The organism is Hoeflea marina (genome assembly GCF_003182275.1).
Lineage (GTDB): Bacteria > Pseudomonadota > Alphaproteobacteria > Rhizobiales > Rhizobiaceae > Hoeflea > Hoeflea marina.
Genome location: NZ_QGTR01000003.1, coordinates 350,507 through 372,923, shown reverse-complemented (window position 1 = coordinate 372,923; position 22,417 = coordinate 350,507). Strand labels below are relative to the sequence as shown.

The 22,417-nt window shown below is 64.3% G+C and carries 25 protein-coding genes; 11 read left to right on the top strand and 14 right to left on the bottom strand.

What is annotated here, in order from left to right; all coding sequences use genetic code 11:
• Window positions 1-11 precede the first annotated feature (11 nt).
• From fabI to fabA, 3 genes are all read right to left on the bottom strand, one after another.
• Entirely contained in the window at window positions 12-818 is an 807-nt protein-coding gene (gene fabI / locus DFR52_RS13015) for an enoyl-ACP reductase FabI (RefSeq protein WP_110032399.1), read from the bottom strand.
• 6 nt (window positions 819-824) lie between these two features.
• Window positions 825-2,045 carry a beta-ketoacyl-ACP synthase I gene (fabB, locus tag DFR52_RS13010; protein WP_110032398.1) on the bottom strand — a complete coding sequence of 407 codons (1,221 nt, stop codon included), beginning with the start codon at window positions 2,043-2,045 and terminating at the stop codon, window positions 825-827.
• Between the two features lie 73 nt (window positions 2,046-2,118).
• On the bottom strand, window positions 2,119-2,634 hold the full coding sequence (gene fabA / locus DFR52_RS13005; protein ID WP_110032397.1) for a 3-hydroxyacyl-[acyl-carrier-protein] dehydratase FabA: 516 nt from the start codon (window positions 2,632-2,634) through the stop codon (window positions 2,119-2,121).
• Between the two features lie 232 nt (window positions 2,635-2,866).
• Between fabA and irrA the strand changes: the two genes are divergently transcribed.
• The gene (gene irrA / locus DFR52_RS13000) at window positions 2,867-3,295 is read left to right on the top strand and encodes an iron response transcriptional regulator IrrA (protein ID WP_110032396.1); all 429 of its coding nucleotides are present in this window, start codon (window positions 2,867-2,869) and stop codon (window positions 3,293-3,295) included.
• Window positions 3,296-3,332: 37 nt separating this feature from the next.
• On the opposite strand, the gene DFR52_RS12995 is transcribed toward irrA, so the two are convergent.
• Both DFR52_RS12995 and DFR52_RS24290 read right to left on the bottom strand, forming a co-directional pair.
• Entirely contained in the window at window positions 3,333-3,878 is a 546-nt protein-coding gene (locus DFR52_RS12995; RefSeq protein ID WP_110032395.1) for an SH3 domain-containing protein, read from the bottom strand.
• 37 nt (window positions 3,879-3,915) lie between these two features.
• Window positions 3,916-4,173, bottom strand: coding sequence for a hypothetical protein (locus DFR52_RS24290; RefSeq protein ID WP_146215611.1), 258 nt, complete (start codon window positions 4,171-4,173; stop codon window positions 3,916-3,918).
• Between DFR52_RS24290 and DFR52_RS12990 the strand changes: the two genes are divergently transcribed.
• Window positions 4,139-5,143 carry a 2-hydroxyacid dehydrogenase gene (locus DFR52_RS12990; protein ID WP_110032394.1) on the top strand — a complete coding sequence of 335 codons (1,005 nt, stop codon included), beginning with the start codon at window positions 4,139-4,141 and terminating at the stop codon, window positions 5,141-5,143. The two genes, DFR52_RS24290 and DFR52_RS12990, sit on opposite strands and share 35 nt — an antisense overlap.
• A gap of 174 nt (window positions 5,144-5,317) precedes the next feature.
• Here DFR52_RS12990 and DFR52_RS12985 read toward each other — a convergent pair whose 3' ends face one another.
• The 7 genes from DFR52_RS12985 to mutM form a co-directional block, all read right to left on the bottom strand.
• A complete protein-coding gene (locus DFR52_RS12985; RefSeq protein ID WP_170132264.1) occupies window positions 5,318-6,082 on the bottom strand; it encodes a molybdopterin-synthase adenylyltransferase MoeB in 765 nt (254 codons plus the stop codon).
• A gap of 42 nt (window positions 6,083-6,124) precedes the next feature.
• Complete coding sequence (gene recF / locus DFR52_RS12980; protein WP_280954192.1) at window positions 6,125-7,249, bottom strand: DNA replication/repair protein RecF; 1,125 nt, start codon at window positions 7,247-7,249, stop codon at window positions 6,125-6,127.
• Between the two features lie 240 nt (window positions 7,250-7,489).
• Complete coding sequence (gene dnaN, locus DFR52_RS12975; RefSeq protein ID WP_110032393.1) at window positions 7,490-8,608, bottom strand: DNA polymerase III subunit beta; 1,119 nt, start codon at window positions 8,606-8,608, stop codon at window positions 7,490-7,492.
• 262 nt (window positions 8,609-8,870) lie between these two features.
• Window positions 8,871-10,316: a chromosomal replication initiator protein DnaA gene (gene dnaA, locus DFR52_RS12970; protein ID WP_110032392.1), complete on the bottom strand. Its 1,446-nt coding sequence runs from the start codon at window positions 10,314-10,316 to the stop codon at window positions 8,871-8,873.
• Between the two features lie 1,025 nt (window positions 10,317-11,341).
• The gene (gene rpsT / locus DFR52_RS12965; protein ID WP_110032391.1) at window positions 11,342-11,608 is read right to left on the bottom strand and encodes a 30S ribosomal protein S20; all 267 of its coding nucleotides are present in this window, start codon (window positions 11,606-11,608) and stop codon (window positions 11,342-11,344) included.
• Between the two features lie 212 nt (window positions 11,609-11,820).
• Window positions 11,821-12,588 carry an enoyl-CoA hydratase gene (locus DFR52_RS12960; protein ID WP_110032390.1) on the bottom strand — a complete coding sequence of 256 codons (768 nt, stop codon included), beginning with the start codon at window positions 12,586-12,588 and terminating at the stop codon, window positions 11,821-11,823.
• A 22-nt stretch (window positions 12,589-12,610) separates the two neighbouring features.
• On the bottom strand, window positions 12,611-13,507 hold the full coding sequence (gene mutM / locus DFR52_RS12955; RefSeq protein ID WP_110032389.1) for a bifunctional DNA-formamidopyrimidine glycosylase/DNA-(apurinic or apyrimidinic site) lyase: 897 nt from the start codon (window positions 13,505-13,507) through the stop codon (window positions 12,611-12,613).
• 189 nt (window positions 13,508-13,696) lie between these two features.
• Here mutM and ubiE point away from each other — a divergent pair, with 189 nt between their 5' ends.
• From ubiE to coaBC, 7 genes are all read left to right on the top strand, one after another.
• Window positions 13,697-14,473 (top strand): bifunctional demethylmenaquinone methyltransferase/2-methoxy-6-polyprenyl-1,4-benzoquinol methylase UbiE, encoded by a 777-nt coding sequence (ubiE, locus tag DFR52_RS12950; RefSeq protein WP_110032388.1) that lies wholly within the window; start codon window positions 13,697-13,699, stop codon window positions 14,471-14,473.
• Between the two features lie 2 nt (window positions 14,474-14,475).
• On the top strand, window positions 14,476-16,059 hold the full coding sequence (gene ubiB, locus DFR52_RS12945) for a 2-polyprenylphenol 6-hydroxylase (protein ID WP_110032387.1): 1,584 nt from the start codon (window positions 14,476-14,478) through the stop codon (window positions 16,057-16,059).
• A gap of 2 nt (window positions 16,060-16,061) precedes the next feature.
• Window positions 16,062-16,493, top strand: a complete 432-nt coding sequence (locus DFR52_RS12940; RefSeq protein ID WP_158284954.1) for a GNAT family N-acetyltransferase — start codon at window positions 16,062-16,064, stop codon at window positions 16,491-16,493.
• A gap of 247 nt (window positions 16,494-16,740) precedes the next feature.
• Complete coding sequence (locus DFR52_RS12935) at window positions 16,741-17,070, top strand: FKBP-type peptidyl-prolyl cis-trans isomerase (RefSeq protein ID WP_342587905.1); 330 nt, start codon at window positions 16,741-16,743, stop codon at window positions 17,068-17,070.
• A gap of 279 nt (window positions 17,071-17,349) precedes the next feature.
• A complete protein-coding gene (locus DFR52_RS12930) occupies window positions 17,350-17,616 on the top strand; it encodes a FitA-like ribbon-helix-helix domain-containing protein (protein WP_110032385.1) in 267 nt (88 codons plus the stop codon).
• Complete coding sequence (locus tag DFR52_RS12925; RefSeq protein ID WP_110032384.1) at window positions 17,613-18,035, top strand: type II toxin-antitoxin system VapC family toxin; 423 nt, start codon at window positions 17,613-17,615, stop codon at window positions 18,033-18,035. Before DFR52_RS12930 ends, DFR52_RS12925 begins: the two co-directional genes overlap by 4 nt.
• A complete protein-coding gene (gene coaBC, locus DFR52_RS12920; RefSeq protein ID WP_110032383.1) occupies window positions 18,032-19,249 on the top strand; it encodes a bifunctional phosphopantothenoylcysteine decarboxylase/phosphopantothenate--cysteine ligase CoaBC in 1,218 nt (405 codons plus the stop codon). The genes DFR52_RS12925 and coaBC overlap by 4 nt, the downstream gene beginning before the upstream one ends.
• A 110-nt stretch (window positions 19,250-19,359) precedes the next feature.
• Here coaBC and DFR52_RS12915 read toward each other — a convergent pair whose 3' ends face one another.
• Window positions 19,360-20,079, bottom strand: a complete 720-nt coding sequence (locus DFR52_RS12915) for a helix-turn-helix transcriptional regulator (protein ID WP_110032382.1) — start codon at window positions 20,077-20,079, stop codon at window positions 19,360-19,362.
• Window positions 20,080-20,164: 85 nt separating this feature from the next.
• Between DFR52_RS12915 and DFR52_RS12910 the strand changes: the two genes are divergently transcribed.
• Window positions 20,165-20,593 (top strand): RidA family protein, encoded by a 429-nt coding sequence (locus DFR52_RS12910; RefSeq protein WP_245415326.1) that lies wholly within the window; start codon window positions 20,165-20,167, stop codon window positions 20,591-20,593.
• Window positions 20,594-20,742: 149 nt separating this feature from the next.
• Here DFR52_RS12910 and DFR52_RS12905 read toward each other — a convergent pair whose 3' ends face one another.
• Window positions 20,743-21,126, bottom strand: a complete 384-nt coding sequence (locus DFR52_RS12905) for a hypothetical protein (RefSeq protein ID WP_110032380.1) — start codon at window positions 21,124-21,126, stop codon at window positions 20,743-20,745.
• 405 nt (window positions 21,127-21,531) lie between these two features.
• Here DFR52_RS12905 and DFR52_RS12900 point away from each other — a divergent pair, with 405 nt between their 5' ends.
• Entirely contained in the window at window positions 21,532-22,353 is an 822-nt protein-coding gene (locus DFR52_RS12900) for a methyltransferase domain-containing protein (protein ID WP_245415325.1), read from the top strand.
• Window positions 22,354-22,417: the final 64 nt, after the last annotated feature.

The window sequence follows — 22,417 nt, the reverse complement described above, 5'->3', positions numbered from 1 at the left end:
CAAGTCTCGAGCTACTCGGTGTCGGCTTTCTTCAGTTCGTCCAGGCAGGGCATCGAGGTGATGTTGAAGCCGGAATCGACGAAATGGACTTCGCCGGTGACGCCGGAGGACATGTCGGAGAGCAGGTAGAGCGCCGACTTGCCGACATCGTCGATGTCGACGGTGCGCCTGAGCGGCGCGTTCTTCTTCTGATAGGCGAACATGGCACGCGCGTCGCCGATGCCAGCGCCCGCCAGCGTCCGGATCGGGCCTGCCGAGATGGCATTGACGCGGATGTTGCGCGGACCGTAATCGGCCGCCAGATAGCGCACGCTGGCTTCCAGCGCCGCCTTGGCCACGCCCATCACGTTGTAGTTCGGCATCACCCGGGTGGAGCCGCCATAGGTCAGCGTCAGCATCGAGCCGCCGTCGCCCATCAGGTCTGCCGCGCGCTTGGCGACCTCGGTGAACGAGAAGGCCGAGATCACCATGGTTCTGGAGAAGTTGGCCCGCGTCGTGTCGGCATAGAGCCCCTTGAGCTCGTTGCGGTCGGAAAACCCGATGGCGTGGACGACGAAGTCCAGTCCGCCCCACGCGTCCTTGATCTCGCCGAACATCGCGTCGACGGTGTCCGTGTCCTCGACATCACACGGCAGCAGCAGCTTGGAGCCGATTGAATCGGCCAGCGGCTTGACCCTCCGGCCGAACGCCTCGCCCTGGTAGCTGAAGGCCAGTTCCGCGCCCTGGGCGGCGGCCGCTCTGGCAATGCCCCATGCGATCGAATGGTCATTGGCGACGCCCATGATGAGGCCGCGCTTGCCCTTGAGAATGTCCTGCATGGAGTGTTACCCGTTGAACCGCTGGAAGACGAGGGTGGCGTTGGTGCCGCCGAAGCCGAAGGAATTTGACAGCACCGTGTCGATCTTGGCGTCGTCGATGCGGCTCCGCACGATCGGCACGCCGTCGAATTCCGGGTCGAGTTCGGTAATGTGGGCGCTTTCGCCGATGAAGTTCTCCTTCATCATCAACAGCGAGTAGATCGCCTCCTGCACGCCCGTGGCGCCGAGTGAATGTCCGGTCAGCGACTTGGTCGACTGCACGTGCGGAATGTCGGTGCCGAAGACTTCGCGGATGGCGCCGATTTCCTTGGAATCACCCACGGGCGTCGAAGTGCCGTGAGTATTGATGTAGTCGACCCGCTCCTTCACGCTCGCCAGCGCCTGCCGCATGCAGCGGATGGCGCCTTCGCCCGACGGTGCCACCATGTCATAGCCGTCGGAGGTTGCCCCGTAGCCGGTCAGCTCGCCGTAGATCTTGGCGCCGCGCGCCCTGGCGTGCTCCAGTTCCTCGAGCACCAGCACGCCGGCGCCTCCCGCAATGACGAAGCCGTCGCGGCTGACGTCGTAGGCGCGCGAGGCGGTGGCGGCGCTGTCGTTGTACTTCGAGCTCATCGCGCCCATTGCATCGAACAGGTTGGACATCGACCAGTCGAGATCCTCGTGGCCGCCGGCAAACACCATGTCCTGCTTGCCCCACTGGATGAGTTCGGCGGCGTTGCCGATGCAATGGGCGGAGGTCGAGCAGGCGGATGAGATCGAGTAGTTGACGCCGTGGATCTTGAACCATGTGGCGAGCGTCGCCGACGCGGTCGATGACATCGCCTTGGGCACGGCGAAGGGGCCGATGCGCTTCGGGCTGCCGTTCTTGCGGGTGATGTCGGCGGCGTCGATCAGGGTGCGGGTTGACGGGCCGCCGGACCCCATGACGATGCCAGTCCGCTCATGGCTGATCTCGGCCTCTTCAAGGCCGGCGTCCTCGATCGCCTGCTTCATGGCGACATGGTTCCAGGCGCCGCCGCGCGACAGGAAGCGCATGGCGCGCCGGTCGACCATTTCGGTCGGATCCAGCGTCGGCGCGCCCCAGACCTGGCTGCGAAAGCCGTGGTCGGCGAAATCCTGGCTGAAGCTGATGCCCGACTTGGCGTGGCGAAGCGACTCGGTCACCTCGGCCGGGGTATTGCCGATGGAGGATACGATCCCCATTCCTGTCACGACGACTCGTCTCATGATGTGCCCTTTCCGATCGAGGGTTCTGTGCATTCACATGCCACCCGTGGGCGGCACCGGGAAGTCGCCGGTCTCAGGCGGCTTTGTCTTTGGCCAGGCCGACACGCAGGTCGGTGGCCCGGTAGATAGTCTCGCCATCGGCCTTCATCCAGCCGTCGGCGATTCCGAGCACCAGACGTCCGCGCATGACGCGCTTGAAGTCTATGCCGTATTCCACCAGCTTGGTGGCGGGCGTGACCATTCCCTTGAACTTGACCTCGCCGGTCGACAGCGCCATGCCGCGGCCCGGTTCGCCAAGCCATCCCAGAAAGAAGCCTGTCAGTTGCCACATGGCGTCCAGGCCCAGGCAGCCGGGCATGACCGGATTGCCTTGGAAGTGGCAGGGAAAGAACCACAGGTCCGGCGTGATGTCGAACTCGGCCCGAATGTAACCCTTGTCGAACTCGCCGCCGGTTTCCGAGATATCGGTGATCCGGTGGACCATCAGCATGGGCGGCAGCGGGAGCTGCGCATTGCCGGGACCGAAAAGTTCGCCCCGTCCGCATGTCAGGATCTCTTCGTAGGTGTAGCTTGATTGCCTGTCGACCATATGGACTGCGTCTCCTCTTCATCGTCTAGCCGCGATGGCCCGCATGCTCCGACGCTATCACGGCGCGGAGTGCAGGCAAAACCGGACCTCTCGATCCCTCGAATACCGGATGCATGCGACAGTTGAAAGAGCAGAAAGGCCGGAAACTGCTACTATCGGCTTCTATTGAAAGCGCGGCGCGCAAAAGATATATGCTTGCATGTGACGACACGCGATATCTGTCAGGAACCCGATGCCCCTTCACCGCCGAGATGCCTCAGACAAGGAAACCGCTTTGCGCTTGCGCCGTGCGGAACTGCGTCCGACCAGGCAGCGGGTGGCGCTGGCGAACCTGCTCTATGCCAAGGGCGACCGGCATCTGACCGCCGAGGACCTGCATGAAGAGGCTGTCGGCGCGGGCGTGCCCTGCTCGCTGGCGACCGTCTACAACACGCTCCACCAGTTCACCGAGGCAGGCCTGCTCAGGGTGCTGTCGTTGGAGACAGCCAAGACCTATTTCGACACCAATGTGTCCGACCACCACCATTTCGTCATCGAAGGTTCCAATGATGTGCTCGACATCCCGGTGGGCAATATCTCGGTGATCGATCTGCCGGAGGCGCCCGAAGGCATGGAGATCGCCCATGTCGACGTGGTGATTCGGCTGCGCCGCAAGCGCTGAGTGCCTGTGGCCGCCATGGCCGGAACCGGGCCGCGGCTCAGTTCTTGAAGGCTTCGCCCGGATAGGCGCCCCACACCTCGCCCTGGGAAATCCACCCATCGACGCCATCGGTCTCGGCCTTGCACCATTGACCGTTGCATTCCTTCATGGTCACGACCACGCCGGGCTCGAGCTGGGCGACAACATTGGCATTGAGGCGCGCTTCCCGGTGCATCTGCACATAGGTGTCGGGGCCGGAGTTGCGCTTCCACGGCGCCGCCACCGCAGTGCGCTCACCCGAAAGCAGCGACTGGTAGATCCAGCCCTCGGTGCCGTCGGCATCGCGCACCCGCCGCCAGTTGTCGTATTCCTGGATGATCTCCACCGGAACGCCTGCGCGCGTGTAGAGCCAGGACACCGCATAGTCACGGCCGGGGCCGATGCGAAGATTGACCCGCTGTGCCTTCAGACTGACGAAGCGCGGCAGCGGCAGGCCGCTGGCACCGCGCGCGGCCGTCTGCGCATGGACAGGCTCGCTTGCAGGCAGGCAGAATCCGGCGGCCAGCAGGGCGACCAGGACGGGCAATTGGAAAAGGCGACGCATGACAAACACCCTTTTTCATCGACGCCGGGACGGGGCGTCAAACCGCAGGCGTCGGGTGCGCGGCCGGCGGGCTGAAGCCGGCAGCCACAATGACGCCGAAAAATGGCAGCCGCGGATCGGCCGCGGTCTGATGCAGTGCTTTTCCCGCAGCCCCCGGATGGGTTTTGATTGTCATCGCCGGAAGGTCTGTTAGAAAAGTTGAGCAGACCCAAGTGTCGCCGACTTTGGTTAATGAGCTCTCAACGCCGGACCTGAAGAACATGCAAAACAGAAAAAAACCGAAGGTCTTCATCACCCGTCGTCTTCCCGATGCGGTGGAAACGCGGATGCGCGAGCTCTTTGACGCCGAACTCAACATCGATGACACGCCGCGCACCCAGCCCGAACTTGTCGCCGCCATGCGCTCCGCCGATGTGCTCGTGCCCACCGTCACCGACCGCATCGACGCGGCGCTGATCGAGCAGGCAGGAGAGCAGATGAAACTGATCGCCAATTTCGGCAACGGGGTCGACAACATCGATGTCGATGCGGCGCAGAGGAAGGGCATCACCGTCACCAACACCCCCAACGTGCTGTCGGAAGACACCGCAGACATGACCATGGCGTTGATTCTCGCCGTGCCGCGGCGGCTGGTCGAGGGGGCGGCAGTGCTCGTCAGTGACGCCGTCGGCTGGAACGGCTGGTCGCCCACATGGATGCTCGGCAACCGCATCGGCGGCAAGCGCCTCGGCATCATCGGCATGGGCCGGATCGGCACCGCCGTGGCTCGGCGTGCGCGCGCCTTCGGCCTGTCCGTCCACTATCACAACCGCCGCCGCGTCAGCCCGGACACCGAGGACCGGCTGGAGGCGACCTACTGGGACAGCCTCGACCAGATGCTGGCCCGCGTCGACATCGTTTCGGTCAACTGTCCCTCGACGCCCGCGACCTTCCATCTGCTCTCGGCTCGCCGGCTCAACCTGATGAAGCCCGGCAGCTACATCGTCAACACGGCCCGCGGCGGCATCATCGACGAGGACGCGCTGATCAGGTCGCTTCAGGAGGGCCGGTTGTCGGGCGCCGCGCTCGATGTCTTCGAGCACGAGCCGGCCATCGACAAGCGGTTGCTGAAGCTGGCGGCTCAGCACAAGGTGGTGCTGCTGCCGCATATGGGATCGGCGACTGTCGAGGGCCGGATCGACATGGGCGACAAGGTGATCATCAACATCCGCACCTTCTTCGACGGCCATCGCCCGCCCGACCGGGTGCTGCCGCTCAAGTTCTGATCCTCGCTCAGAGCACTGGCACTCGAAGTGAGTTTCACTTCGCCGCAGGACAATTCAACAGACCAATGACCTGGATCGCCTCTGCGGTTCCAGGAAAGCGGCGGCGCTCCAGAAGCGGCCATGCGCCATCGTGCCTGCCCCGTCGCACCGCTGCGGCATGGCCGGCGGGTCGGCTCAGCCGCCCTTTCGGCGGTAGCGGATCGTGTCGAAGCGCGCCGCCAGCCCGTCATAGAGCAGCAGCCGGCCGATCAGCGGCTCGCCCGCGCCGGTCAGGAGCTTGATCACTTCCATCGCTTGCAGCGTGCCGATCACGCCGGTCAGGGCCCCCACCACGCCGGCCTCGGCACAGGAGGGCACGAGGCCCGGCGGCGGCGCCTCGGGAAACAGGTCGCGGAAGCGCGGCAGCGGATTGCCTTCCCGATCCTGCCCGTAAGGCGTGAGCACTGTCACCGACCCGTCGAATCTTCCCACGGCGGCGGTCACCAGCGGGATCTCCAGCCTTTCCGCGGTGTCGGCCAGCAGGTAGCGGGTGGCGAAATTGTCCGATCCGTCGACGACCAGATCATAGGCCGTGAGGATGTCGATCGCGTTGTCTGCGGTGAGCCGGGTCTCGTGCTCGATCACCCGCACATGGGGATTGAGCCGGTGGAGCGCCCGGGCGGCGCTGGCGGTCTTGGCCATGCCGATATGGTCGGTGTCGTGCAGGATCTGACGCTGCAGGTTGGACAGCGACACGGTATCGTTGTCGACGATGCCGAGCATTCCGATCCCCGCAGCTGCCAGATAGCTGAGCACCGGCGATCCCAGCCCGCCGGCGCCGACCACCAGCACCCGCGCCGCCTTCAGCTTCTGCTGGCCGGAGCCGCCGATCTCGCCGAGCACGATGTGGCGGGCGTAGCGCTCCAGTTCGCTGGCGTCGAGGCTCCGGGTCTCATCCATGCTCATCTCCTTGCCCATCACTCCGCCCGGCGCCGCAGCCTGTCAAGCGCCGGCGGCACCCAGTCCAGTGACCTTGCCGCCCGAGACCTCGAACATCTGCGCCCGCTCGCCCAGGGCGGAGAACATGCCCCGGTCGGTGCCGGTCATGAAGGCCTGGCCGCCGAGCGCGTCGACCAGGTCGAACAGCGCGGCGCGCCGGCCCTCGTCGAGATGGGCCGCGATTTCGTCGAGCAGCAGCAGTGGCGCATGGCCGGCCATGTCGCGGACCAGGCGGGCATGCGCCAGGATCAGGCCGATCAGCAGCGCCTTCTGTTCGCCGGTCGAGCACAATGCGGCGGCGATATCCTTGGCTCGGTGCTCGACGACGAGGTCGGCGCGGTGCGGACCCTCAAGGGTTCGCCCAGCAGCCGCGTCGCGGTGCCTGCCGACGCGCAGTTGATCGATGAGCCAGCTCTCCTGCTCGCTCGAGGCCAGGCCCTTCTCCGCGTCGGCAAAACCTTCGAGCCGCAGCGATGCCGTCGGGAAGACCGCCGCGTCGCCATGCCGGTCCACCAGAGAGGACAGCATGCCAACCACCTCCTGACGCGCGATCGCCATGGCGATGCCGAGCTCGGCCATCTGGCCCTCGAGACCGTCGAGCCAGACTGGGTCGGCCCGACCTTCCGACAGCAGCCGGTTGCGGCTGCGCATGGCGCGTTCGTAATCCGCGGCCCTCCGTCCATGGGCGGGATCGACCGAAAGCACCAGCCGGTCGAGAAAACGCCGCCGGTCGCCGGCGGTTCCCGTGAACAGCCCGTCCATGGCCGGCGTGAGCCAGAGGATCCGCAAATGCTCGAGCATGTCGTCGGCGCTCCTGGCGGGAGCGCCGTTGATCCGGACCCGGCGCGTGGCGTCGCCCGCCTCGATGCCGGTACCGATGTCGACGTCGCCGGCCATGCCGTCGAGCGAGGCGAAGACGGAGAACCCCTGCTCGGCACCGGCCCTGGGGATGTCCGCATAGGCGGCGCGTCGGAGGCCGCGTCCCGGCGTCAGCAGCGAAACCGCCTCCATCAGATTGGTCTTGCCGGCGCCGTTGTCGCCGACGAGCACCACATGGCGCGGGTCGAATTCGACCGACATCTGGGTGTAGTTGCGGAAATTGCCGAGCTTGAGCTTGAGGATGTGCAAGTCTTATTCACGCCTGTTCCGGTTTGCCGGCAGGCCCGGTCATGGCCCGCTGTCCGCCCGCCCGCCGAAGCCGGCGCTGAGGCGGCATGCTTCGTCTCCGCCGATCGCGGCGACGCGCCCGTCGCTGGTTTCGGCTGAGGCCGTGGAGAGCTCCCCTGTCACGGACCCGCAGAGGCGCTCTCGTGTATCAGGTGTGGCATGGTCCCGCGACGCAGCGAATCCACGTCTTCCGGCAATGCCCTAGACCCGCATCGGCATGAGCACGTAGAGCGCGTCGTCTCCGGCGGTGTCGCGCACAAGCGTCGGCGAGCCCGGGTCGGCCAGCATGAAGACGGCATCGGTGCCCGAGAGCTGGTTGGTGATGTCGAGCAGGTACTTGGCGTTAAAGCCGATTTCCAGCGGCTCGCGCTCGTATCCGACGGCGAGTTCTTCCGTTGCGCTGCCCGAATCAGGATTGTTGACCGTCAGGGTCAACTGGCCGTTGTTGAGTGCCAGCTTCACCGCGCGGCCACGCTCCGACGAGATCGTCGACACCCGGTCGACGGCGCGGGCGAAGGACTGGCAGTCGACCACCAGTTCCTTGTCGTTGCCGGTCGGTATCACCCGCTGGTAGTCGGGAAACGTTCCGTCGATGAGCTTGGATGTCATCACGACAGAGCCGATGGTGAGGCGGATCTTGGCGTCCGAGATTTCCAGCGTCACCTTCAGATCCGGATCGTCGACGAGTTTCTGCAGCTCGCCCACGGTCTTGCGCGGGACGATGATGCCGGGCATGCCCTCAGAGCCCTGCGGCGCGTCGAGGTCTGCCCGCGCCAGCCGGTGGCCGTCGGTCGCGACCGCGCGCAGCTTCAGCACGCCGTCGCTTTCGATCGTGTGCATGAAGATGCCGTTGAGATAGTAGCGGGTCTCTTCGGTGGAAATGGCGAACTGCGTCCGGTCGATGAGCATCTTGAGGTCTTTGGCCGCCAGGCGGAACGTATGGCTGAAGGCGCCGGCGGTGAGGTCCGGAAAGTCCGATTCCGGCAGGCACTGCAGCGAGAATTTCGACCGGCCGGATGCGACCGTCATCGAGCCGCCGTCGGGATTGGTGGCCAGCAGCACTTCCGAGCCGTCGGGCAGCTTGCGGACGATGTCGTAGAGCAGATGCGCAGGCACCGTGGTGGCGCCCGCCTGCTCGACCATCGCCGCCGTCGCCTCGGTGATCTCGAGATCGAGATCGGTTGCCTTCATGTCCAGCGTCGCCCCTTCGGCGCGCAGGAGCACGTTCGACAAAATCGGTATGGTGTTGCGGCGCTCGACCACGCGGTGGACGTGGTTCAGCGATTTCAGGAGATTGGAACGCTCGAGAGTGACACGCATGATCTTGGCTACCGCTTTCGTTGGCGTCCGGCACGCGAAAAACTGGCCGGACCTGTCTGTTTTCGCATTGTCAGGGGAGTGCCCTGAAGGGGCCGGCGAAAGCGGATCCTGCCGCCGCACCGGGATGGCAAAATGGCAGACAATGACGGGCGATGGCAAGAAAAACCGGCTGCAATCGCAATGATGCCTCCGCGAATCTGGGGATAAGGCCCCGTATGGTTGCCGACGCCGGCGCGGGGACCGCCCACGCCGGCGGTCCGGCCTATTCGATGATCAGCCGCTTGAGCAGTTCGACTTCGTGTCCGAGCTTGGTGTCGCTGCCGATGAGGCCCTCGATCTTGCGCACTGCGTGCAGCACGGTGGTGTGGTCGCGTCCGCCGAAGCGGCGGCCGATTTCCGGAAACGAACGCGGCGTCATGGTCTTGGCCAGATACATGGCGATCTGCCTGGGCTTGACGATCACCCGGGTGCGCCGGTCGGAGACCAGTTCCTGGCGCGTCACGTTGTAGTGCCGCGAGACGACGCGCTGGATGTCCTCGATGCGCACCCGCTTCGGCTCACCGGCATTGATCAGGTGGCCAAGCAGTTCGTCGACCCGTTCGATGCTGATGTCGGGTTCGAAGCTGCGACGGAACAGGAGCTGGTTGAAGGCGCCCTCCAGTTCGCGGCCGCTCGAGGTGATGGCGCTTGCCACATGAACAAGCACCTCCTCGGACATATCGAGCGAGGCGTCGTCGATCTGGGCGATCGCCAGGCGCTGGCGCAGCATGTCGAGGCGCATCTCGTAGTCAGGCGCCTCGATCTCGATGGCGACACCACCCTGCAACCGCGACCGCACGCGCGGATCGAGCGATTCAAGCTCCCATGGCGCCCGGTCAGCGGCGACAACCACCTGCTTGGCCGAATCGAGCAGCATGTTGAGGAGGTGGCAGAATTCGTGCTGGATCGACTTGCCCTGCAGGAACTGCATGTCATCGATGATCAGAAGGTCGATGTTGCGCAGCGATTCCTTGAACGACAGCGCGTCGTTGTCGCGGATCGCGGTGGCGAAGCGCCACATGAAATACTCCGCCGTCAGGTAGACAACGCGCGGATTGCGGCTGTGATGGCTCGCAGCCGAAGCGATCGCCTGCAGCAGATGGGTCTTGCCCAGTCCGACATTGGAATGGATGAACAGCGGATTGAAGCGGACCGCGCCGGTGCCGGCTTCGGCAATGGTCTTGGCGGCGGCGAGCGCCACCCGGTTGGAGGCGCCTTCGACATAGCTCTCGAATGTATAGCGCGGGTCGAGGGGCGAGCCCAGGACCTGATTGCCACCGCCGGCGGTGCGCTGCGGCATGGTCAGGTGAATGGAGGTGCCGCGCAGGGCCGCCGGGCCCTCCTTGCGCTGTGGCATCGGCACGTTGGCCGGTGCGGGCAGCACTGCGGCGCTTTCGCTGACCATCTGCGCCGAGCGTGTGGCTGTGCGGACGACGATCTCCACTTTCAGGATGTTGGCATCTTCCTCGGCGAATATGGTGGTGATCTGGTCGAGGTACTTGTTGTTGATCCAGGATTTCAAGAAGGTCGTCGGCACAGACAGGCGCACCACGCTCTTTGACATCGACTGCATTTTCAGCCGGCCGAACCAGCTTGTGAACACTTCCTGCCCCACCTGGGCTCTGAGCCGCGCCCGCACGCGCTCAAAAACCGCACTCTGATTGTTCATTTCTGCCCCTATCGTGTTCAGCGCACAAACATCAGCGGCCGTTTGCTGGTCCGGCGCCATGGCTTCGGTCCAGCTTTTTGTCGTCTTCTGTGCCGTCATTCGCGTTTGCATCGCCCGATATTCCTTTTGCCGCATTTATGCCGGTTTGACCCGGCGTGGTCCCCCGGGGCGATCATGCCCCTGGCTGTCTGCCGCGCGGGATCCGCCCCGTGCCGCCTGCTCTCGTCCCGCGCGCCCATACCCCCGTTGTCCGGCTGCTGCCACCGCGTGCCGTCTGGCCGCCTGTGGTCGAAGCAGTCGAAGGTCATTCTGCGAATGACCGGCACCTGTTCGGAACGTGAAATTTCAGTCCTGCTTGCCTCCCTGTGTCTGTCCGATCCGTCGGCCTCGTAACGCCGGATCAGGGCATGATGATCCCGTTCTGCCGAACGCCCCGTTCGGAAGTCACTAATCCATTCCTGCCGGAGACAGAGCCTGCGGCGCAACCTTTAGTAGGTCAGTGATTTTGCACGGCAAGAATGCCGCACCTCAGAGTGCATGCTGGAAGTCAGCCGGAAAACGATGTTTCCGAGACTTCCCAGAGGCCTCGGCCCCGCGCTTCTGATGGCTGTATTTAGGCAGGATGGAGGGGGCAGATCAAGCAGCATATTTACTGAAAATTCACACTTCGGGCTTGACTCATGAGTCGGCAAAAAAGCCGTCACGGACCCGTCATGAACATACGATTGGATTCATTGCCTTTTCATTCCACCAACCATGAAATGGTCTGTGAGTAAGCCTTTGGCGGAGAATTTTGGGGGTTGACACGACTCGGCGAGAATCCCGTGCCGTGCCAGCGGCGGAAAACACCCACCTCCCGGAAGTAATTGAAAATTAACGATATAACATGCGGGTGCAACAGTATGGCGACAACTATGTGACGGTCGAAAACTGCAGTGCAATGGATGGTCAACAAGCCCTTGGCGGACCAACGCAAAAAAGCCCGGGCGAGGCCGGGCTTTCATGAATGTCGGCTAATTATGGCTTCAGGCGCCGATGGCCTTCACCCGCTTGGCGAGACGCGAGATCTTGCGCGATGCGGTGTTGGCGTGGACGACGCCCCTCGTGGTGGCGCGCATCAGCTCGGGCTGTGCGGCACGCAGTGCCGCCGCAGCAGCGGTCTGATCGCCAGAGGCGATGGCTTCTTCCACCGAGCGGAGGAAGCCGCGGACGCGCGACCGGCGGGACTTGTTGACTTCCGTACGGGCGGCAATCTTGCGGGTCGCCTTTTTCGCCGAAGTTGTATTGGCCATGAATGCCTCTCAATTGACACAAATGCTTTCGCGCTCACCTGTGCACCCTTGCGGGTGAATTTGCACCAAGAGCCGGAAAGCGAATAACGGGATGACAGCACCAATGGATGTCATTCGATGGCGGGCGTATACCGGCTATCGGTTGCTCCGTCAACGCGAAAATGCCGCCCTCTCCCTTCTTCGCGCCGAAAGGTGGGGCGGCTGCGGGCCCGCTAGCGGTGCTTGAAGCTGGCTTTGCGCTTTTCGATGAAGGCTGCCATGCCTTCCTTCTGGTCCTCGGTGGCAAACAGCGAGTGAAACAGCCTCCGCTCGAAGCGCAGGCCCTCGGCCAGTCCGGTCTCGTCGACGAGGTTCACCGATTCCTTGATCATCATGGTGGCGGGCATCGAGAAGCCGGCGATCTTCTCGGCCGCCGCCATCGCGGTTGCGATCAGGTCGGCCGCCGGCACCACGCGCGACACCAGGCCGGAGCGCTCGGCTTCGGCCGCATCCATCATCCTGCCGGTCAGGCACATGTCCATCGCCTTGGCCTTGCCGACGGCGCGCGTCAACCGCTGCGAACCGCCCATGCCGGGAATGATCCCCAGGGTGATCTCCGGCTGGCCGAACTTGGCCGTGTCAGCGGCGATGATGAAGTCGCACATCATCGCCAGTTCGCAGCCTCCGCCGAGCGCATAGCCGGAGACGGCGGCAATCAGCGGCTTGCGCATCGACGCCACAGCGCTCCAGCCCTCGAACAGATCCTCCACATACGCGCCGACATAGTCGCGCGGCTGCATCTCCTTGATGTCGGCGCCGGCGGCGAAGGCCTTTTCGGATCCGGTCAGCACGATGGCGCCGATCCTGTCGTCGGTTCCATACGTCGCCATCGCCTCGCGCAGTTCGCCCATCAGTTCGGAGTTGAGGGCGTTGAGGGCTTCGGGCCGATTGAGCGTCAGCAAGGCGACGCGGCCCCTTGTCTCGGTCTTCAGGGTTTTCATCGCGGCATGCTCCTTGCAGGTATCAATGGGTCTGGCAGCGCGGGCAATGGAAGGTCGAGCGCCCGCTCTGCACGATGCGGAGAACCGTAGCCCCGCAGCCGGGGCGGCGGCAAGCCTCTCCTTCGCGGTCATAGACCGAGAACCGGTGCTGGAAGTAGCCCAGCGTGCCGTCGGTCTGGATGTGGTCCCTGAGGGAGGAGCCGCCGGCGGCGATCGCCTCGTTGATGACCTCGTGGACGGCGACCACCAGCCGGTCGAGACCCGCCTTCGGCCTGCCACTCTTGCCGACAAGATTCCCGACTGGTCTTTCGGGAGACAGCCCGGCGCGCCACATCGCCTCGCAGACATAGATGTTGCCGAGGCCCGCGATGATGCGCTGATCGAGCAGGGCCGCCTTCAGCGGCGCCCTCTTGCCGACGAAACGCTCAGCCAGATGGGCCGCCGACAGGCTGTTGCCGGTGGGCTCGACGCCAATGCCGGCAAACCAGGGATGCGTCTCGATGTCCCGGCGCGGGATCAGGTCCATATAACCGAAGCGTCGGGGATCATTGTAGATGATGCGCGCCGGCCCGGCGGGGCCCTCGACATGCATGACCACATGGTCATGGACCGAGTTCTTCGATCGCTCGTGATGAAAGATGCCTGGCGCCAGCGCCGCGCCTTCGGCCGCCTCGACCCGGAACGAGCCGGACATGCCCAGATGCGCAATCAGCACTTCCCCGTCATCGAGATCGGCCATCAGGTATTTCGCCCGCCGCCCCAGCGCAGTCACGGTGCGGCCTTCCAGTCTTTGGGCGAAACGCTCGGGGAATGGAAAGCGCAGATCCTTGCGTCGCTGTTCGACCCGCACGAGCCGCGCGCCCTCGAGCACGGGCTGCAATCCGCGGCGCACCGTTTCCACTTCCGGCAGTTCGGGCAAGCGACACGCTCCTGTGCATGCGGCGGTGGCCTTTGGCCCGCGCCTGTCCTATAAGGCGGCGCGCTTTGCCGCAGATCGTCCTGGCCTGCTAGATAGCGCGCCGTGCCGCGGTCCGCTATGGTCCGGCGGCAGTTTCTTGGAAGGGACGTCCGGAACCGTTCGGCTTCCCCTGTAGACAGGATCGAGATCATGTCCGACGAGCGCGTTTCCACCGATGGCGGAATGCAGACATCCTACGGCTTCCGCACCGTCTCCGACGGCGAGAAGCAGTCGATGGTCAACGATGTCTTCCACAAGGTCGCCAAGCGCTACGACATCATGAATGACGTCATGTCCGGCGGCCTGCACCGGGTCTGGAAGGACGCGATGATCGCGAGCCTCAATCCGCCCAAGCGCCCCGGATTCCGCTTTCTCGACGTGGCCGGCGGCACCGGCGACATCGCCTTCCGCATCGTTGAGGCCTCCGGTCGCCAAGCCACCGGCACCGTGCTCGACATCAACGGCTCGATGCTCGGCGTCGGCCGCGAGCGCGCCGAGAAGAAGGGGCTGGCGGCCAATCTCGATTTCGTCGAGGCCAATGCCGAGGACCTGCCCTTTGCCGATGCCAGTTTCGACGCCTACACGATTGCCTTCGGCATCCGCAATGTGCCCGACATCGACAAGGCGTTGCGCGAGGCCTTCCGGGTGCTGCGCCGCGGCGGCCGCCTGCTCTGCCTCGAATTCTCCGAGGTGGAGATGCCGCTGCTCGACAAGGTCTACGATGCCTGGTCGTTCCACGGCATTCCGCGCATGGGCGAGGCGATCGCCGGCGACGGCGAGCCCTACCGCTATCTGGTCGAATCCATCCGCAAGTTTCCGCGCCAGCAGGATTTCGCCGCCATGATCACCCGCGCCGGCTTCTCGCGGGTCCGTTGGACCAACTACACCGGCGGCATCGCGGCGCTGCATTCGGCCTGGAAAATCTGAGCATGGCGTCCATTGTCACCTATTTGCGCCTGATGCGGGCGGGCTTCATCCTTGTGCGCGAGGGGGTGGTCTCGGCCATGCCGGCAGAGGAACTGCCGGCGCCAATGCAGGCCGCCCACCGGCTCGCCGGCCTCTTCGCCCGGCGCAAGTCGAAGCGGCTGGAGCGCAGCGACCGACTCGCCCGCGCCGTCGAGCGCCTCGGCCCGTCCTGGGTCAAGCTCGGCCAGTTCCTCGCCACGCGACCCGATGTGGTCGGTGCCGACATCGCGCTTGATCTTTCGCAACTGCAGGACCGGATGGCGACCTTCCCCACCGCGGAGGCCCGCGCCGAGGTCGAGGCTTCGCTGGGCCGCCCGATCGAGGATCTGTTCGCGAGTTTCGGCGAACCGATCGCCGCCGCCTCCATCGCCCAGGTGCACCCGGCCATGGTGCTGACGCCTGAGGGCGAGAAGAAGGTCGCCGTCAAGGTGATCCGGCCCGGCGTGCGGCTGCGCTTCCGACACGACCTCGAGGCCTTCTACACGGTTGCTGAACTGCAGGAGCGCTTCATCCCCGCCTCGCGCCGGCTCAGGCCGACCGAAATCGCCCGTACGCTCGAGCAGACCACCCGCATCGAGATGGACCTGCGGCTCGAGGCCGCCGCGCTCTCGGAAATGGCCGAGAACACCAGGAACGATCCCGGCTTCCGTGTGCCATCCGTCGACTGGGAGCGCACCGGCCGCGACGTCGTCACCATGGAGTGGATCGACGGCATCAAGATGTCCGATCTGGCGGCGCTGCGGGAAAGCGGGCTCGATCTCGACCGTCTCGCCGACACGCTCATCCAATCCTTCCTGCGCCACACTTTGCGCGACGGCTTCTTTCATGCCGACATGCACCAGGGCAACCTCTTCGTCGATCCGACCGGCACCATCGTCGCGGTCGACATGGGCATCGTCAGCCGGCTCAATCGCAAGGAACGCCGCTTCCTGGCCGAGATCCTGTTCGGCTTCATCACCCGCGACTACCAACGCGTCGCCGACGTCCATTTCGAGGCCGGCTATGTCAACGCCCGCCACGATCCGGCGAGCTTCGCCCAGGCCATCCGCGCCATCGGCGAGCCTATCCATGGCCAGCCGGCCGAGACCATTTCCATGGCACGGCTGCTGACGCTGCTCTTCGAGGTCACCGAACTCTTCGACATGGAGACGCGGCCCGAACTGGTGATGCTGCAGAAGACAATGGTCGTGGTCGAGGGCGTGGCGCGCACGCTCAATCCGAAATTCAACATGTGGAAGGCCGCCGAGCCGGTCGTGGGCGGCTGGATCCGCGACAATCTCGGACCCGCCCGCGTGCTGGGCGACGTCAGGGGCGGGTTGATGGCAGCCTTCCGGCTGGCCGAGCAACTGCCCGATCTCGCCGCCCGCGGCGAGCGGCTGTCCGTCGAAATCGGTGCCATGGCCGAGAACGGCCTGCGCTTCGATGCAGCCACCAGCGAGGCCATCGGCCGCGCCGAGGCGCGCCACACCCGCTCCGGCCGGGTGGCGCTCTGGATCATTGCCGCGGCCCTGGTCTGGTTGGCGCTCGCCATCCACCCCATATGGTAGGGATGACCGCCTACCGCCCCATATCTCTCGATGACACCGACATCCGCCCGCTGGCCGACGAGGCCTGGGGCGACGGCTACCCGTTTGTCGAGCGCATGCTTGAGGACTGGAAGTCGGGCGGCAACCGCTTCGAGGGACCGGGTGCGAGGCTGATCGGCGCCTTCGACGACGAAGCGCTCATCGGCTTCTGCGGCCTCAACCGCGATCCCTACACCGAGGAGAATGTCGGCCGCGTCCGCCATCTCTATGTCCATCTCGGCCACCGCCATGCGGGTATCGCGCGCGCCCTGGTCGGCCACGCTCTCGACGGCGCCTCGATCTGGTTCCCCCGCGTCCGGCTCCGCGCGACGCCCGCATCGCGCGGCTTCTACGAGCATCTCGGCTTTGAGCCGGTCGAGGAGACCGACGCGACGCATTCCAAGCGGCTCCGGTGAGCTCCCAGGCCCCGCGTCAGGCCCCGCGTCAGGCGGGGTGACGAGGCTTCGAAACGGCGCCGGATTTGCAATTTTTGTCCATTTCACGCAAACTGTCGCCACTGGACCGGCCATCAGGCGCCGCGCCAGCATTCGCCGACGGCAGCACATGCGCCGTCAGGGCAGGAAACCCGGCAGCGCAAAGTGTCGCGCACCAGATCCGTTGTTGACGGACGCGCCGGGCCAAACACAAGCATTGGATGGACATATGAGCGAGGCCAGATCGGGTGACACCGTACGGATAAACTATACCGGCAAGCTGACGGACGGCACCCAGTTCGACAGTTCGGTGGGACGCGAGCCGCTGGAATTCCAGCTGGGCTCCGGGATGATCATCAGCGGTCTTGACCGCGGGGTCGAGGGCATGAAGGTCGGGGACAAACAGACCGTCACCGTCCCGGCCGAGGAAGCCTACGGCGCCCATGACGCCGCGAAGGTCCAGAAGGTGCCGCGCACGGCCCTGCCGCCGGAACTCGAACCGCAGCAGGCATGCAGTTGCAGGCCCGTACTCCCCAGGGCGAGGTGGCGCTCATCGTGACCGCCATCGACGATCAGGCGGTCACCGTCGATGCCAACCATCCGTTGGCCGGCAAGGACCTGGTCTTCGACATCGAGGTCGTCGATATCGTCAAGGCGGCCTGACCGGACAAGACCTGGACAACCCGGCCCGGTGCCGGGTTGTCTTCCCGCTTCGGGCGACAGCTCCTGTCGCGCCCCGCCGCCCGGGCAAATGCGCGGATGCTCAGTCGCGTTTGACTGCACTGCACGCAATGCCTACATTGCAGTCACGATCAGGCCCGTCGACGAGGAGGCGCCAATGGCAACACTGACCATCCGCAATCTCGATGATTCCGTCAAACAGGCCCTGCGTGAACGCGCCGCCCGCCATGGCGTCTCCATGGAAGAGGAAGCGCGGGTGCTGTTGCGCACCGGTCTTTCCGGGCCTGCCGAGGGCAAGGAAAGTCTGTGGGATAGGGTCTCCAGATTACGCGAGAAGTACGGGACCGAGGATTTGGAGATCCCGGAGCGCACCGAACTGGCCGGGCAACGTGAAGTGTTTGCCGATTGGCAAGATAATCAATGATCCTCGATACGTATGTGATCTCGGAATTTGTGGCGGTTAACCCGTCGAGGAAAGTGATCGACTGGTTCAGTTCCGTGCCCGAAGATGGACTCTATGTTCCTGCCATCGTCAAAGCCGAGATCCTGCTTGGAATGGAATTTCTGCCGGATGGCCGGCGGAGATCGATCCTGCAAAATTTCGTAGTGAATTTTCTCATCCCTTACGAACAAGGCCGCATCTTGCCTTTCGAGAATGCGGACGCCGCTTACTACGCGCAGGTTGTCAGCGAGCGAAATCGCCAGGGCCGTCCGCTCAACGGAGTTGATGCCCAGATCGCCGCCATCGCGCTCCGGCGTGGCATGCCCATCGTCACCCGCAATGTCCGGGATTTCGAAGGCTGCGGCATCACCCTGATCAATCCTTGGGAACCCACCTCATGAGCCTCTCCGGCAAACGCATCCTCCTGATCGTCTCCGGCGGCATCGCCGCCTACAAGGCGCTCGATCTCATCCGCCGGCTGCGCGAGCGCGGCGCCGAAGTCCGACCGTTGATGACGGCGGGCGCACAGGAATTCATTACACCGTTGGCCGTCGGCGCGCTGTCCTCCGGTCATGTCTATACCGAGCTGTTCTCGCGCGAGGACGAGCAGGATGTCGGCCATATAAGGCTGGCGCGGGACTGCGATCTCGTCTGCGTCGCGCCCGCAACCGCCGACCTGATGGCGAAGATGGCGCATGGGCTTGCCAATGATCTCGCCTCCACCGTGCTGCTCGCCACCGATCGCCCGGTGCTGGTGGCGCCCGCCATGAACCCGGCGATGTGGGCGCATCCCGCGACGAAACGCAATGTCGAGACGCTCCGCCGAGACGGCATCCGCTTTATCGGCCCCGCCAGTGGCGAGATGGCCGAAAGCGGCGAGGCGGGCACCGGTCGCATGGCCGAGCCGCTGGATATCGTGGCCAGCATCGCCGAGATCCTCGCCCCCGCCGCCAAGCCGCTCGCCGGCCGCAGGGCCATCGTCACCTCCGGCCCCACCCACGAGCCGATCGACCCGGTGCGCTACATTGCCAACCGCTCCTCGGGCAAGCAGGGCCACGCCATCGCCGCCGCGCTCGCCCGCCTCGGCGCCGAGGTGACGCTGGTCTCGGGCCCCGTCTCGATCCCCGATCCGGCCGGCGTGCACGCCATCCATGTCGAAAGCGCCCGCGACATGCTCGATGCCGTGACCGACGCGCTGCCCGCCGACATTGCCGTCTTCGTCGCCGCCGTCGCCGATTGGCGCGTCGCCACTTCGGCCGAAAACAAGATCAAGAAGAAGGAAGGCGAGGGGCCCGCGCCGCTTGAGCTGACCGAAAATCCCGACATCCTCAGGACCATCGGCCACCATGCCATGCGCCCGGCGCTGGTGGTCGGCTTTGCCGCCGAGACCGCCGACGTGATCTCCAATGCTCAGGCGAAGCTTGCCCGCAAGGGCGCCGATTTCATCGTCGCCAACGACGTCTCCCCCGCCACCGGCATCATGGGTGGCGACCGCAACCGGGTGCGCATCGTCTCGAAGTCCGGCGTCGAGGACTGGCCCGATCTGTCCAAGGCCGAGGTCGCCGAGCGACTGGCGGCAAGGATCGCGGAGCTTGTGCCGAAAATGGCTAGTTAAGTGTCCAATGAGCCTGATGCGGCGAATGAAGGTGCCGAGGTCCTGGAGTTGCTTAGCAGCAATATAATGATGGGCAATGAGATCTTGCTTCTGTCGCGCATGCCGTAGAATCAGCGCGCCATATCGCTGAAGGGACAGACATCGTCCTCGAAGGGTACGTGCCGACGGCGAAACTGCGGGCCTCCCACGACCGCCGGCAGGCTCACCCTGTCCATGCGGAAGTGGCGGAAGTCGCCACGCTCCGGATCCCACGCCACCAGATACCACAGCGGCGGCAGGATCAGCATGGCTTGCGGTTCGACTGTGCGGTGTGTTTCCACGCCCTTGGTGTCCCGATAGCAAAACTTCAGGTGCAGCCGCTGCAGAAAGGCTGTTTCGAAGGCAGGCAGCAAGGCGGGCTCGATCGTGCCTGTGTCGGAAATGTCCTGCTTGGGCGACAGTTGGCCGACATGCAGGCACTCGAGCAGCCGGCGCAGGTCTCGAACCTTGTCGGGGGGCAGGGTTCTCTCGATCTTGGCAAGGCCGACATCGGCGAGCGCGGCGAAGGGCAGCGACCGCGCCGCTCGCATGGCTGCGACGCTGATGATGAGCGCGAATACCTCTGTGACGGAGAGCCGTGCGGTGATCTCCGCCGATCGCGGATCAAGCTGCAGCCCGCCACCACGTCCGCATTCGGAATGGATGACGAAGCCCTGATCTCGCAAGGCGCTGATATCGCGCAGCACTGTTCGTCTCGATGCGCCGATTTCGTCGGCCAGACCGCTGACCGTCGCGATTGCGCCGCGTCGAAGGATTCGCACGATGGCATCATGTCTGAGGCGGATGTTCATTTGGCTGTTCTAGCACATTCGGTGCCAATAAATGGCACCGTTTGCTTCTATGTCCACCGGGACCAACTCAGCAAGGAGCAAACTTATGTCCCAGGATCATTCGTCAACCATCCGCGCAACGCCGACCATCATCAATCCGTCCCACCTTCATGATCCCACCCCAAATGGCTACAGCACCGCGGTCATTGCGCCAGCTTCAGGCCGGCTGGCTTTCATTTCTGGGCAGGGCGGGCAGGACCACACCGGTGCTCTCTCTCCGGATTTCGCAGTCCAGGTTATGCAGGCCTATGTCAACCTTGCGGCAGTTCTCGCAGCCCTCGGCGCCCGCCCGGCTGATGTCGTGAAGCTGACGGTGTTCGTTGTCGATCACGACATGTCGAAGCTCGGTCCGCTGACTGAGCACGTGATGCGGACGTTCGGCGATACGCTGCCCGCGCAGACGCTTGTTCCGGTGCCAAAGCTCGCCATCGACGCCATGCTGTTCGAGGTGGAGGCTGTTGTATTCCTGGAATGAGCGTCCTGCCGAAGGGTTGGCTACCCGGTGCCGGCGCTTGGCGCAGGCACGCAATCGGGAGCGCCTTCACGCCACTTCAGCGATCTTCGTCGCACCACTTGCAGGGAGCGTTCGCGACGTCATGGTCCGCCTGAATCGAGGGTCTGCCTTCAGCGCAATGGAAGCCACTGCTCCGGCGGCGCAACGCGCGGATGTCTCGAATAGCATCCGTCATCCCTGTAGGCGAATACTTCGTCTCTGGAGAACATGATCCACTGCTCGTGCGTGGGATCATCTCCATATGGCCAGGTCTCCAGCACGCCGCCCAGATCGAAAGTGAAGGTGGCGCGGCGCTCGGTAGGATCCACCGCCACCTTCACAAACTTCTGCCCGTTCAATCGGGCAGCGGCGCGCGCGGTCAGCCAGTCCTCATCCTCGTTCCATGCCAGTTGTATCCCGTTCTCTCGCGCCAGCCAGTGGCTACAGTATGTCCAAAGGCGCCACTCACCTTCAACGAAGGCCGATCTGCGCAAGCCCGATTTGCGCTCGATCACATGAAGTCGGGGCTCTCCAAATTCGAAGCTTAGAGTTCCGCCATATCCAGTCCGCACGCCCCAGGCAACCAAGCCGAGCATGGGGCTTACGAATACGTCCAAAGGACTGAGAGCTGCAGGTTCGTTTGTCATCCCGCGAACAATCGCAGCATCCAGGAGTGTCTGCAATCGACCTGGAACTGACAGGGTCACAGCTCCCTCCAATCCGAAGCAAGGCGCCCGGAAAGCGGCACGGTCGCTCACCCACCCTGGTGAGACGTCTCAAATCGGGAGTCTCGTTAACGATATTTTAAGTTTGGCGGAGGCGCCGCTGGTTCAGCGGAGATCAGGTGTATAAATTGAACCGACGATAACTCACTGACTTTATTGCAATGCAAGTCTCTGAAGGAGGCGATCATGCATAAGATGGAAAAGATCAACCGCCGAACCTGGAGCAATCCGCTCGACAGGCGTTACTACCGGAAAAGCAAGGGCTATCTGAACCACGGCGAGCGCACGGTGTTCGAGGCTGCCCTTGAACGCGGTGGCTACGGCACGACTCTTGACATCGGCGTCGGTGGGGGGCGCACGGCCGCTCTGCTGGTTCCGGTCGTCCGCGATTATGTGGGCATCGACTATACGCCGGAAATGACGGCACTTGCCCGCTCAAACTATCCCGGATTTGATTTCCGCACCATGGATGCACGCGATCTGTCCGCCTTCCCCGACGGTCATTTCGACCTGGTCGTCTTCAGCTACAACGGCATCGACTCGGTCGGTCCCGAAGGCCGCGAGGCTATCCTGCGGGAGGTTTCTCGGGTGCTGAAGCCAACCGGCGCTTTCGCGTTCTCGACATTCAATCGCAACTGGACCGGCTTTGTCGGAAGCCGCGCCGGGGCCGGCGTTGCCTGGACGCCGGATCCGTTGCGCCTGGCCTATCGGCTTGTCATGCACGGGCTTGGCCGCGTTCGCCGTCGGCTGTACATGCCGCTCGAGCAACGGGAAGGCGAACATGCCATCCTCCTTCATCCCGCCCACAATTTCGGCATCATGGTCTACACGACAACGCCATCGCAGCTCCGCGCACAACTTGCCGCGGCGGGGTTCGCAGGTGATCCGGACCTCTATTCGGATGACGGCGCTCGGCTGAGTTCCGGTACTCTCGCCGAGGTGGAGCAGTTTCACGTTCTGGCCTTCAAGCAACTGCCCGGCTGGCCACGCACTTCCGGTTCCATGCCAACTGCTTGAATATAGGTCGCCAGACGATACATGGCGCCCCGTGCCGTTCGATCTCGAAGGTGCAACTGGCCCG